Raw genomic sequence first — 11,553 nt, 5'->3', positions numbered from 1 at the left:
CAAGTCGGCTCGCTGCGTACGCGGGCCCTTTCTTCCGTGCATCACGCTTTAGCTGCGCTGAACCGACCGCATGTTGCGCTGCCAGTCGCTGCGCTGATCATCAACGCCGCCGTCTGGGGCATGTCGTGGTGGCCATTTCGCGAGTTGCAGTCGCTGGGACTGCATCCGCTGTGGTCCACGGCGCTGATCTACTTTTTCTCGCTGGGCTGTATTGTCGTGTGGCGGCCAGGCGCCTGGCGCAGCTTTGTACAGCATCCGCAGCTGTGGCTGCTGGCCCTTGCGGCCGGCCTGACCAACGTGGGGTTCAACTGGGCGGTGACGGTGGGCGATGTGGTGCGTGTGGTGCTGCTGTTCTACCTCATGCCGGCCTGGTCGGTGCTGCTGGCCTGGGCCGTACTCGGGGAAACACCGACCCGCGCTTCACTGCTTCGACTGCTGCTGGCGATGACCGGCGTGTTGATTGTGCTCAAAGCGCCTGGCTCCCCCTGGCCGGTTCCGCAGGGCATCGCGGACTGGCTGGCGCTGATGGGCGGCCTGAGTTTTGCCGCTACCAACGTATTACTGCGCAAGCTTGAATACACGCCCAGCGCATCGCGCATGTTGGCCATGTTCGGCGGCGGCGGCGTCCTGGCCAGTGCTGCGGCGCTCTTGGGGCTGGCCGGCGGCATCGTCTCAGCGCCGGTCTGGACGACGGCGTGGCTGCCCGTGGCGCTCGGATTGGGGCTGGCCTTCCTGATCAGCAACATGGCGCTGCAATATGGCGCGGCGCGGCTGGCGGCCAGCACCACAGCGCTGGTGATGCTGACTGAAATTCTGTTTGCCAGTCTGTCCGCTGCAGCCCTGGGCGCGGCAGAGTTCAGCCCCCGCACCCTGGTGGGCGGCAGCCTGATTGTGCTGGCCGCCTTGCTGGCAGCCATGGCACCCGCTCAGACCGGAAAAGCGCAACATCCGTAAGCCACCAACCCTCACCTACAGGAGTGACCCATGAGCAGCATCTACGACTTTGAGGCCCAGCAGATCAACGGCAGGGACATTGCATTGTCCCAATTCAAGGGCAAGGTCATGCTGATAGTCAACACCGCCAGCAAGTGCGGCTTCACGCCGCAGTTCGGCGGCCTGGAAGAGTTGCACAAGGCCTACACCGGCAAGGGCCTGGTGGTGCTGGGCTTTCCCTGCAACCAGTTCGGCTCGCAGGACCCGGGCGCCGATGGCGAAATCGCCGAGTTCTGCCAGGTCAACTACGGCGTGAGTTTTCCGATGATGGGCAAGATCGACGTCAACGGCCCGGCCGCGCACCCACTGTACAAATGGTTGTCTTCCGAAGCACCAGGCCTGCTGGGCAGCCAGGCCATCAAATGGAATTTCACCAAATTTCTGGTCGGCAAGGACGGTCAGGTCATCCGGCGGTATGCGCCGACCGACAAGCCGGCTGATCTGTCGAAAGACGTGGAGGCCGCCCTGGCGGCCTGAGCTTCACGGCCGCCTCGCGGGGACCGAGCCCAAACAACGGCCGTAGCCAGGCCGAGCGGCGCACCAGCGCCGTGAGCGCCCAGCAGCCGAGCAACGTCCCAGCGATCAGCAGCAGCGGCTCGACCACCGGGCCGAGCCGCAGCGGTGCCAGCCACCAGGCGAGCACGATGATGAGCGTCTGGTGCAACACATACCAGGGGTAAACCGACGCGTTGGCCCACGGCAGCCAGCGCCACGGGCGGTTCAGCGTTACATGGGCCCAGCCGAGAATCGCCAGGATTGTCGTCCACATGTACAGGTCACCGATCAGGCGCAGAAACTGGCGTGCAGGGCCTGGTGTTTGTACCGGCAGCACCTCGCGCAGCATGGTAAAAACCACCAGTAATGCCAGCACGATACCCAGCGCGGGCCAGCGCAGCCGGGCCGCCTCGGCCCACCATTGTTCGTTCGTCCCTATCCACCAGCCGTAGAGGAACAGCGTGAAATACACCGCGTGCAGCCAGCCATCACCGACCAGATCGTGCGTCGGGGGAAAGTGCGGCCACAGCAGCAAGGACCAGACCATCAGCGGCAGGGCTGGTGCGAGCAGGAGGGCTGCGCCGCGCAAGCCGGTAAAAACCCGGCTCAAGCGCTGACCCACCGCCGACAAGAGCAGCGGCAGCAGCAGGACCAGCACGGAGGTGTAGAGCCACAGGTAGGGCAGGTACCACAGATGGTTCCAGGTCACGCCGAAGTCTGAGCCGTCAAATGCGCCTTTCGGCCAGGGCCCGCCTCCGGCATAACGCAGCAGGAAAGCGCCAAAGCCTGGCGCGATACTGCCATTGGCCACGCCCTGCGCATACGCCTGAAAGGGCACCACCACCGCCATTCCAAAAACCAGCGGCAGCAGCAGGCGCCCACTGCGTCCGCGCAGCAAGGCCCCAGCCCCCTGGCGACGCTGCAAAAAGCTGAGAGCCAGCCCTGAGATCAGGAAGACCAGGTCCATGCGCCATAAATTGAGCGCCCTCATCGGCATCTGCAGCCATTCGGCCGCGTGCGGACTCTTCAGATGCCAGGGCCAGCCGGCCACGTAGTACATGGCGACGTGATAGAGGATGACGAGGCCAAAAGCGAGGGCGCGCAAGGCGTCGATATCATGACGGCGGTTCATGCTGTTCTCCGGAATACGAGGCAATTGGCCGTGATCATGAAACGGCGCGGTGGCGGGAAGCAAACCCATGGGACAAGCCGAGGGCCTTTTGTGACAAGCGGTGGCGGTCGGGGACGAAAACCGGCGCAATTCTTCTAGACTCGAGCCATGTCCGACCAAGCAAGCACCTGGCTGGCGCGTTACCAGCCCTACCGGCGCCGGGCCGAAATCGGCTTCTGGGTGCTTGTGCTGCTGATCCAGATGCTGACCAACAGCATCACCACCTGGATCGACCTTCGCACCACGCCTTTTGCCCAGCCCCTGGTCTGGGAGCTGACGAGCAACCTGACCGTTGGCCTGCTGATACCTTTCCTGATCGCGTTCGAGCGGCGTTTCCCCCTGAGCTGGGACACGCTGGGCCGCAACCTGCCCTGGCACATGGCGGGCACGCTGATGTTCTGCGGCGCGCATGTGCTGGTGATGATGGCGCTGCGCAAGGCAGCCTATGCAGCCGCGGGCACCAGCTACACCACCGGCCCCTGGGCCAGCGTCTTCGCCTACGAGTACCTCAAGGACGTGCGCAGCTACGTGCTGATCCTGAGCGCCTTGCTTGGCTACCGGTTGCTGCTGCTGCGCGCGCAGGGAGAAGCCCGCGTGCTGGATGCGCCGGAACCTGCGAGCGACACCACGCCTGCCCCCGGCCCACTGCTGCGGCCCGAGCGTTTTCTGGTGCGCAAGCTGCGCAGCGAATTCCTGATTGCTGCGGCGGACATTGAATGGCTGCAGGCCCAGGGCAACTACGTCGGCATACACGTCAACGGGCACGACTACCTGCTGCGCTCGACCCTGTCGGACTTCCTCGTTCAGCTAGACCCGGCCCGTTTTGTCCAGGTGCATCGAAGCTTCGCCGTCAACCTGGACCGCGTGGCCGAAATTGAGCCGCTGGACAGCGGCGACGCCCGTCTGCGCATGAAAGGCGGTAGCCAGGTGCCCTGCAGTCGGCGTTACCGCGACGCGCTTGGCAGCTGAACGTCAATCAAATCGGCCTCCAGCCCTTTGGTCAGGTACGTAACCAGCTATTTTATTGATAGCAAAAGCGCGTCATCGACCACCTCGACCCAATGCCGCACCGGTGTGGCGGTGCCGCTTTGCAGGTGGGTGATGCAGCCGATGTTGGCCGACACAATCACGTCTGGCTGCATCTGGCCCAGATTCGACAGCTTGCGGTCACGCAGCTGGGTGGCGAGTCCGGGGTTCAGTACCGAGTAGGTGCCGGCCGAGCCGCAGCACAGGTGGGCCTCATTCGGAGTAGTGCTGACCTTGAAGCCAAGTTCACTCAGATATTTTTCCACCCCGCCGCGTAATTGCTGGCCGTGCTGCAAGGTGCAGGGCGGGTGGAAGGCGATGGCACTGGCCTGGGCCGACACTTTGCCCCGCAGAGCCGCCACCAGCTCAGGTAACAGCTCGCTCAAGTCGCGGGTCAGCTCACTGATGCGTGCCGCCTTGGCCGCATAGGCTGCGTCGTCCTTGAGGTGGTAGCCGTACTCCTTGACGGTCACGCCGCAGCCCGATGCGTTCATGACGATGGCCTCCACACCTGCCTGCACATGCGGCCACCACGCATCAATGTTGTTCTTCATTTCGGCCTTGCCGCCGTCCTGGTCGTTCAGGTGAAACTTGACGGCACCGCAGCAACCGGCTTTCGGTGCCAACAGCGCCTGGATACCGGCAGCATCGAGCACACGCGCGGTGGCGCTGTTGATGTTGGGCATCATCGCGGGCTGCACACAACCGGCCAGCATCAGCACCTTGCGCGGGTGTTCGCGCTGCGGCCACACACCAGACGGCTGGCGCGCGGGCACCTTGGTCTTCAGCGCCGCCGGCAGCAGGCCGCGCACGGCCTGGCCAAGTTTCATGGCCGGCGCAAACAGGGGCGAGGGCAAGCCTTCTTTCAGCGCCCAGCGCAACGCTTTTTCGCCGGCCGGGCGCGGCACCCGCTCATCGACGAGCTTTCGGCCAATATCGACCAGGTGGCCGTACTGCACGCCGCTGGGGCAGGTGGTTTCGCAGTTGCGGCAGGTCAGGCAGCGGTCCAGATGCATCTGGGTCTTGCGCGTCGGTACTTCGCCTTCGAGCACCTGCTTGATGAGGTAGATACGTCCGCGCGGGCCGTCGAGCTCGTCACCGAGCAACTGGTAGGTCGGGCAGGTCGCGGTACAAAAACCGCAGTGCACACACTTGCGCAAAATCGCCTCGGCGGCCTGGCCGTCGGCGGTGTTCTTGAATTCGGGGGCGAGGTGGGTTTGCATCAGAAGTCGGGTATCAAAGGTCTGGATAGAGTCGGCCACGATTGAAGATGCCCGCCGGATCGAATTCTTTCTTCAACTGACGGTGGATTCGGTTCAGCGGCGGTTTTAAGGCATCAAATCGGCCTCCAGCCCTTTGCTGATTTGTGCCGCCAGCTATAAAAAGCGTAGCAATTCCGCCCACAGCTGAGGCCGCAGCCCGCAGGCGGGGCGCGTCATCAGACGTGGCACGCACCCAGCGCAAACCGCCATGCCACTCCACCAGCGGCGGTTCTGGCAAATCCAATACCGGCGCAGTTTGCGGTACCGACAGGCGCCACAGGTCACGCTCACCGCGCTCCGCGAACCAGGGCAGTTGCTGGTCGCGGCACAGCGTCCAGTCGGGCGCGGTGGCGGCGTTGTCCTGGCGCTCGCCACCCAGTGTTTTGCACGCTGCTTCTACGGCGGCGACGGCACCGCGCAAGCGCAGGTATAGCGTCGCGGTACCTGCGTCATCGACCCAGCAACTGGCGTTGAGGGGCAGCGGCTGCCCGCCCCAGATGTTGAGCTGCGCCAGTGCTTCGGCCTGGCTCATCCCGAATTTCAACGTGGCCTCGGCAGGCGCCACCGGCAGCACCTTGAGGCTGATTTCTGTCAGCAGGCCCAGCGTGCCCATGGCACCCGTCATCAGGCGCGAGACATCGTACCCAGCCACGTTTTTCATGACCTGTCCGCCAAAAGTGAGCAGCTCCGCCTTGCCGTTGAGCAAGGTCAAGCCCAGCACATGATCGCGCACTGCCCCCACACTGGCGCGCGCCGGGCCGCTGAGCCCGGCGGCGACCATGCCACCTGCCGTTGTGCCTGGCCCAAAGCGTGGCGGCTCAAACGGCAGGCACTGGCCACGCTCAGCGAGCAGTTCCTCCAGCTCGGCCAGCTTGGTGCCGGCCCGCACGGTCACTACCAGCTCGGTCGGCTCGTAACTGGTGACGCCCGTCAAGGCGGCGGTGTCCAGCAGCTCGCCCACAGCGGGTTCGCCGTAAAAATCCTTGCTGCCGCCCCCGCGGATTTGCAGGGCGGTGCGGGAGGCTGCGGCCGCCCGCACCTGGTCGATGATCAATTGAAGTGCTGAATCCATGGCGGTGATGGTAAGGCTGGCTGCTGCGGGGCAGTTTGATTTTTTTGAACGGCGGGCGTTCGGTTTTTGATAGCTGCTGCCTCAGCCGGCAAAGAAGTTGACCGGCAGCCCCGGCACATCCACCCGCAGGGACAACACGGCACCCGACAAGGGCATGGCCTGCAGCTCGGCGGCCGGACGGCCATGGCGCGCGCTGGTCAGGTACAGGGTCTGCAGGTCGTCGCCACCGAAACACACCATGGTTGGGCATTGCACCGGGGTGGCGATCTCGGCCAGCAGTTCACCGGCAGGCGACAGCTTGAGCACGCGCGCGCCTTCAAACATGGCGACCCAGTAGTTGCCTTCGCTGTCCACCGCCGCGCCATCGGGGCGCCCGCCATAACCGGGCTTGCCGGGCTGCCAGCCCGCAGGTTTGAAGGGAAACTGCATGAACACGCGCGCTTTGGACAGGGTATTGCCGACGCTATCCCAGTCCCAGGCGCGGATCACATGGGCGGTGGTGTCGGACCAGTACAGGGTGCGGCTGTCGGCGGACCATGCCAGGCCGTTACCGACGGTGGCGTCACCGGCTATACGGGCCAGCGCGCCGCCCTGCAGGCAAAACAGTGCGGCGTGACGCGCATCGCGTGGCTCGTAAATCGTACTGGCCCAGAAGCGGCCCAGCGGATCGCACTTGCCGTCGTTGAAACGTGTGGTCGTGCTGTGGTGGCTGGCCGCTGCCAGCCGTTGCAGCGCCCCGCCCCAGCTTTTCGAGCGGTAGATGCCGTCGCGCAGCGCAATCACCAGCCCGCCACCAGCGGCGGGCGCGATGCAGCCGGGCTCCAGGTCATGCGGGGCGGTCATGGCCCAGCTTTCCACCGTACCCATGAATACATTGCAACGATGGATCTTCTTCGCCGCGATGTCGACCCAGTACAGCAGTTGCTCCTGCGGATGCCAGAACGGTGACTCGCCGACTTCGCAGGGCGTCTTTGAAACCACCTGCCAGTCAGAGCTCACGGCGCGCGCTCCACCTTGATGCTCATTTGTGCGCTCATCGATTCGCCCGGCGCCAGCACTTCCAGCCCCAGGTCCTCGGCGCTTGCGGCGCTGGCCTGCAACAGGTTGACCGCATTGTTGACATGGCTGACCGGTTCGATCGCCACAAAGTCGCGCGTGCTGTTGGTGAAGACCACCAGCCGGCTCAGGCTGGAAGCAATGCGTGTATTCAGCAGTTCGTCGCGCAGCAGGACGGTGCTGCCCCAGCCATCAAAACAATGATCCACATCAAGGCCCGCGCAGTCCGTGTCCAGGCCGCGCGACGGCTGGCGATGGGTGGGCAATTTCTCGCCGCTCATCTCCCATCGTCCCGCGGCCTCAAAGCTGATGTGGCTGCCGGGCCGTTTGACAAAGTAGGGGTGCCAACCGAGGCCGGCTGGCGCTGGCACGGCCGACTGGTTGGTCATGCTCAGCGTCAGCTCGAGCACATCGCCCCGGATGCAGAAGGTCTGCGAGGCGTCAAAAGCAAACGGCCAGGCCGCGTCGGCGCGGTGTTCGCAGGCCAGCATCAGCACTTGTCCGTCTTGCTCCAACACCTCCCAGGGCCGTTGCCAGCCGATGCCGTGGATGGCGTGCGGCTCGGGCCCATTGTTCTGCACCAGCGGATGGCTGGTGCCTTGCCACTTCAGTGTGGCGTGCCCGACGCGATTCGAAAAAGGCACCAGCGGGTAGCTGCCCGCGAGTCGCACGGTGGCGAGCTCGGCGGCCGGCGTGGAGCGCAGCACCGGAACATCATCGAACCAAAGGCCAGCAATACACCCACCCAGCGCGGGCTTGACCTCACAGCGCAGGCCGCTTCCTGACAGGGTGATGAAATCGTTGGTCATGTGGCGTCTCCTGCCGCCATTGTGCAGTGCAAATCAGTGCCCCCACGTTCGTACGCGGATTCCCGTTCGTCCTGAGCCTGTCGAAGGAGGCCCCGACGGCGGCGCTGCGCCTGCGGGCCGCCAGGGCCGGACCCGCGGCCCCTGCTTGAAAAGAAATACCTGGGCGCGCGGGCAAAAAAAAGTGGCCCGCAGGAACCGAAGTTCTTGCGGGCCAAACATCCAAAGGAGACTCTCGCTATTTCAAAATCCTGCCACGGCTGCTGGCAGCCGTGGCGTGTGCCGTTTAACGGTTGTAGGCAGTTTCGCCGTGGGAGGTGATGTCGAGACCTTCGCGCTCGTCTTCCTCGCTGACACGCAGACCGAGGGTCACGTCGGCGATCTTGAAGGCAATGAAGGCAACCACGCCGGACCAGACGATGGTGAACAACACGCTCTTGAGCTGGATCCAGACTTGCGGGCCCATGGCGAAGGTGTCGGGCGTCAGGCCGCCGGTTCCACCCAGGCTTTGCGAAGCGAAAACACCGGTCAGGATGGCGCCCAGAATGCCGCCCACACCGTGCACGCCGAACACGTCGAACGCGTCGTCTGCGCCGAGCATCTTCTTCAGGCCGCTCACACCCCAGAGGCAGACGAGGCCGGCCAGCAGGCCGATAACGATGGAGCCCATGGGGCCGACAAAACCTGCAGCCGGCGTCACAGCGACGAGGCCAGCAACGGCACCGGAAGCAGCGCCCAGCATCGACGACTTGCCCTTGAGCAGACTTTCACCAGCGATCCAGGACAACGTTGCCGCTGCGGTGGCGAGGATGGTGTTGATGAAGGCCAGACCTGCACCGCCGTTGGCAGCACCGGCAGAACCCGCATTGAAGCCAAACCAGCCCACCCACAGCAGGGAAGCACCCACCATCGTCAGGGTCAGGCTGTGAGGCGCCATGGCCTCCTTGCCGTAACCAATACGCTTGCCCACCATGTAGGCGCCCACCAGGCCAGCGATACCGGCATTGATGTGCACCACGGTGCCCCCGGCGAAGTCGAGCGCGCCTTCCTTGCCCAGGTAGCCGCCACCCCAGACGATGTGCGCCATGGGGATGTAGCTGAAAGTGAACCACAACACAGCGAACAGCAGCACGGCGGAGAACCTGGCGCGCTCTGCGAAGGCACCCACGATCAGCGCCACGGTGATGGCGGCAAACGTGCCCTGGAACGCCACGAAGACGTATTCGGGAATGGTGATCAGCGCGCCGAAGGTCTCGGTGGTGACGCCTTTGAGGAACAGTTTGTCCATGCCGCCGAAGAAGTTGCCGTCACCGGAGAAGGTCAGGCTGTAGCCGTAGACGGCCCACAGGATGCTAATCAGGGAGAAGATCACAAAGACCTGCATCAGGACCGACAGCATGTTCTTGGAGCGGCCGAGGCCACCGTAGAACAACGCCAGGCCGGGGATGGTCATCAGGATGACCAGCATGGTGGAGGTCAGCATCCAGGCGGTGTCGCCGGAATCAAGCTTGGGCACTGGAGCGGCAGCGGGCGCGGCTTCAGCAGCTGCAGCCGGAGCGGCTGCAGCGGGTGCTGGTGCGGCTTCGGCAGCGGCAGCGGGTGCCACGGCTTCGGACGCGGCGGGAGCGGCAGCAGGGGCTTGGGCCAGCACAGCGGCGGTGCCGGTGAACAGGCTCAAACCCAAAGCCAGGGAGGCAAGTAGTTTTTTCATATGGGTGTTCTCTTGATGGATGGAGGGCTTACAGCGCCTCTTTGCCGGTCTCGCCGGTACGGATGCGCACGACCTGCTCCAGGTTGTAGACGAAAATCTTGCCGTCGCCGATCTTGCCGGTGCGGGCTGCGCCCTCGACCGCTTCGATCACGCGGTCAACGAGTTCGTCGGACACAGCCGCTTCTATCTTGACCTTGGGCAGAAAGTCGACGACGTATTCAGCGCCGCGATACAGCTCGGTGTGGCCCTTCTGGCGACCGAAGCCCTTGACTTCGGTCACGGTGATGCCCTGCACGCCAATACCGGACAGCGCTTCACGCACTTCGTCCAGCTTGAACGGTTTGATGATGGCCGTTACGAGTTTCATGAGTTCTCCTTTACCTCAGCTAAATGCGTGTTATTTCAGAAATTTTTCTTGATCGAGAACACCAGGCCATCCTTGGCCATGTCGCGGGTGCCCGTGCGTGCAAAGGTGATTGGGCCGAGGCCGCTGGTGCCGACGGCAGCCAAGCTGAAGATCAGGCCATCGATGTCCTTGTTCACGGCGACCGAATAGTCGGTGTATGAGTTGCCGTTCTTGACTTTCTGCGCGCCAATGTGCGGAACAATCGACCAGCCAGAGCCGAGATCGAAGTTGGCGCTCAAGTCCAGGTAGCTGCTGTTTTTACTGTTGGCAGCACCAAACAGATTGGTCGTGGCATGGGAGTACTTGGCGGTCACCACCCCGAAGGTCAGGGCGCCGTACAGCTCGAAGGTGTTGGGGCTGATCTGCCCGGCCGTCTTTTTCATGTTGTTGCCGGCATACCAGTAGTACAGGCCACCCACGTCGTAACCGACGCCTTCGGCGAGAGAGCCCTTGTAGCCGCCGTAGAAATCGATTTCAACCGGACCCTTGGTGGTGTTGGGGTTGGCGGTGGTGTCTTTCAGCCAGGTGATGGTCGAAGCCCAGGTACCGAGGTAAAAGCCGCTGCTGTGCGCATAGTCGATGCCGCCATTGATTGCCGGCTTCTTGCCGGACTGCGAAATGCCGCGATAGCGGTAGTCGGTGGTGGCACCGATGTTGTAGGACACTGTAGATTCGGGCGCCGGCGCTGCGGCCTGGGCGAACACGCTGCCCGCGGCAAGCAAAGCTGCGGCGACGGCAATGTGGGTGGCTTTGAATTTCATCGATGGCTCCAGAATAAAGAGTTGGTGGAAAAGACGTGTTTGTCGAATACGGGTTTCCTTTAGCACAGAGCGTGCCAAATTTTGTAGGCTTGTAGCTTGTTGTCGTCGCCTGCAAAGGCTGCCACGTTGAAGAGAACGGAAATAAATACAAGATTTGCACTTCTTTGGTGCGCACCAGAATGCGCATTTGTGGTGCATAACAGGGAGGAATCAGCCATGAGCCTGTCTTTAGTGCAAAGCCGTGCCCTGCTGGGCATGCAGGCGCATCCCGTGTGTGTGGAGGTGCACCTGGCCAACGGACTGCCGAGCTTCACCCTGGTGGGGCTGGCAGAAACCGAAGTCAAGGAGGCCCGGGAGCGGGTGCGCTCCGCCATCCAGAATACCGGCCTGGAGTTTCCGGCCAACAAACGCATCACGGTCAACCTGGCGCCCGCCGATCTGCCCAAGGATTCGGGCCGCTTCGACCTGCCGATCGCGCTGGGTATCCTGGCGGCCAGCGGGCAGCTCGACGCCCGCAAGCTGGAAGGCTACGAATTCGCCGGCGAGCTGTCGCTGGGCGGCGAGTTGCGACCGATCCGCGGGGCACTGGCCATGAGCCTGGCCCTGCCGGGGCTGGATGCCACCGCGGCCAAGCCCCGGCTCGTGCTGCCGGAAGGCAGCGCCGAGGAAGCCGCACTGGTGCCTGGTACCGAGGTCTACCGCGTCCGGCACCTGCTTGACGTGGTCCGCCAGTTCCTGCCCGGCGACACACCGCCCGAACCGGTGGCAGGCTGGCAGCGTTTGCAGGCCAGTGC

At 63.7% G+C, this 11,553-nt stretch carries 12 protein-coding genes; 4 read left to right on the top strand and 8 right to left on the bottom strand.

Annotated elements, in window-relative coordinates; genetic code table 11:
* Positions 1–36: 36 nt before the first annotated feature.
* Together Q8L50_RS08110 and Q8L50_RS08105 are read left to right on the top strand one after the other, a co-directional pair.
* Positions 37–954: a DMT family transporter gene (locus tag Q8L50_RS08110; protein WP_305348158.1), complete on the top strand. Its 918-nt coding sequence runs from the start codon at positions 37–39 to the stop codon at positions 952–954.
* Positions 955–984: 30 nt separating this feature from the next.
* Positions 985–1,470 carry a glutathione peroxidase gene (locus tag Q8L50_RS08105; protein WP_305348157.1) on the top strand — a complete coding sequence of 162 codons (486 nt, stop codon included), beginning with the start codon at positions 985–987 and terminating at the stop codon, positions 1,468–1,470.
* On the opposite strand, the gene Q8L50_RS08100 is transcribed toward Q8L50_RS08105, so the two are convergent.
* Positions 1,397–2,620, bottom strand: a complete 1,224-nt coding sequence (locus Q8L50_RS08100) for an acyltransferase (protein ID WP_305348156.1) — start codon at positions 2,618–2,620, stop codon at positions 1,397–1,399. The two genes, Q8L50_RS08105 and Q8L50_RS08100, sit on opposite strands and share 74 nt — an antisense overlap.
* 147 nt (positions 2,621–2,767) lie before the next feature.
* Between Q8L50_RS08100 and Q8L50_RS08095 the strand changes: the two genes are divergently transcribed.
* Positions 2,768–3,628: a LytTR family DNA-binding domain-containing protein gene (locus tag Q8L50_RS08095; protein WP_305348155.1), complete on the top strand. Its 861-nt coding sequence runs from the start codon at positions 2,768–2,770 to the stop codon at positions 3,626–3,628.
* A gap of 47 nt (positions 3,629–3,675) precedes the next feature.
* Here Q8L50_RS08095 and glcF read toward each other — a convergent pair whose 3' ends face one another.
* The 7 genes from glcF to Q8L50_RS08060 all read right to left on the bottom strand — a co-directional run bounded on the left by glcF (position 3,676) and on the right by Q8L50_RS08060 (position 10,759).
* Positions 3,676–4,908 (bottom strand): glycolate oxidase subunit GlcF, encoded by a 1,233-nt coding sequence (glcF, locus tag Q8L50_RS08090; RefSeq protein WP_305348154.1) that lies wholly within the window; start codon positions 4,906–4,908, stop codon positions 3,676–3,678.
* A gap of 13 nt (positions 4,909–4,921) precedes the next feature.
* Positions 4,922–6,019: a glycolate oxidase subunit GlcE gene (gene glcE, locus Q8L50_RS08085; protein WP_305348153.1), complete on the bottom strand. Its 1,098-nt coding sequence runs from the start codon at positions 6,017–6,019 to the stop codon at positions 4,922–4,924.
* Positions 6,020–6,100: 81 nt separating this feature from the next.
* A complete protein-coding gene (locus Q8L50_RS08080; protein WP_305348152.1) occupies positions 6,101–7,018 on the bottom strand; it encodes an SMP-30/gluconolactonase/LRE family protein in 918 nt (305 codons plus the stop codon).
* A complete protein-coding gene (locus tag Q8L50_RS08075) occupies positions 7,015–7,884 on the bottom strand; it encodes an aldose 1-epimerase (protein WP_305348151.1) in 870 nt (289 codons plus the stop codon). Before Q8L50_RS08075 ends, Q8L50_RS08080 begins: the two co-directional genes overlap by 4 nt.
* Positions 7,885–8,167: 283 nt before the next feature.
* Positions 8,168–9,592 carry an ammonium transporter gene (locus Q8L50_RS08070; protein ID WP_305348150.1) on the bottom strand — a complete coding sequence of 475 codons (1,425 nt, stop codon included), beginning with the start codon at positions 9,590–9,592 and terminating at the stop codon, positions 8,168–8,170.
* Positions 9,593–9,620: 28 nt separating this feature from the next.
* Positions 9,621–9,959 (bottom strand): P-II family nitrogen regulator, encoded by a 339-nt coding sequence (glnK, locus tag Q8L50_RS08065; RefSeq protein WP_188706387.1) that lies wholly within the window; start codon positions 9,957–9,959, stop codon positions 9,621–9,623.
* Positions 9,960–9,994: 35 nt separating this feature from the next.
* A complete protein-coding gene (locus tag Q8L50_RS08060) occupies positions 9,995–10,759 on the bottom strand; it encodes a TorF family putative porin (RefSeq protein ID WP_305348149.1) in 765 nt (254 codons plus the stop codon).
* Between the two features lie 216 nt (positions 10,760–10,975).
* Between Q8L50_RS08060 and Q8L50_RS08055 the strand changes: the two genes are divergently transcribed.
* Positions 10,976–11,553 (top strand): magnesium chelatase domain-containing protein (locus Q8L50_RS08055; RefSeq protein ID WP_305348148.1); only part of this gene is annotated, 578 nt, incomplete at its 3' end.

The organism is Polaromonas sp. (assembly GCF_030680935.1).
Lineage (GTDB): Bacteria > Pseudomonadota > Gammaproteobacteria > Burkholderiales > Burkholderiaceae_C > Polaromonas.
The sequence above is the reverse complement of the archived record's forward strand: the minus strand, read 5'-3'. Positions and strand labels throughout refer to the sequence as shown.

Bases quoted from the DNA above. Each gene is read 5' to 3' on its own strand.
- Q8L50_RS08105 (WP_305348157.1), top strand. From the start codon at position 985: ATGAGCAGCATCTACGACTTTGAGGCCCAGCAGATCAACGGCAGGGAC.
- Q8L50_RS08100 (WP_305348156.1), bottom strand. From the start codon at position 2,620: ATGAACCGCCGTCATGATATCGACGCCTTGCGCGCCCTCGCTTTTGGC.
- Q8L50_RS08095 (WP_305348155.1), top strand. From the start codon at position 2,768: ATGTCCGACCAAGCAAGCACCTGGCTGGCGCGTTACCAGCCCTACCGG.
- glcF (WP_305348154.1), bottom strand. From the start codon at position 4,908: ATGCAAACCCACCTCGCCCCCGAATTCAAGAACACCGCCGACGGCCAG.
- glcE (WP_305348153.1), bottom strand. From the start codon at position 6,019: ATGGATTCAGCACTTCAATTGATCATCGACCAGGTGCGGGCGGCCGCA.
- Q8L50_RS08075 (WP_305348151.1), bottom strand. From the start codon at position 7,884: ATGACCAACGATTTCATCACCCTGTCAGGAAGCGGCCTGCGCTGTGAG.
- Q8L50_RS08070 (WP_305348150.1), bottom strand. From the start codon at position 9,592: ATGAAAAAACTACTTGCCTCCCTGGCTTTGGGTTTGAGCCTGTTCACC.
- glnK (WP_188706387.1), bottom strand. From the start codon at position 9,959: ATGAAACTCGTAACGGCCATCATCAAACCGTTCAAGCTGGACGAAGTG.
- Q8L50_RS08060 (WP_305348149.1), bottom strand. From the start codon at position 10,759: ATGAAATTCAAAGCCACCCACATTGCCGTCGCCGCAGCTTTGCTTGCC.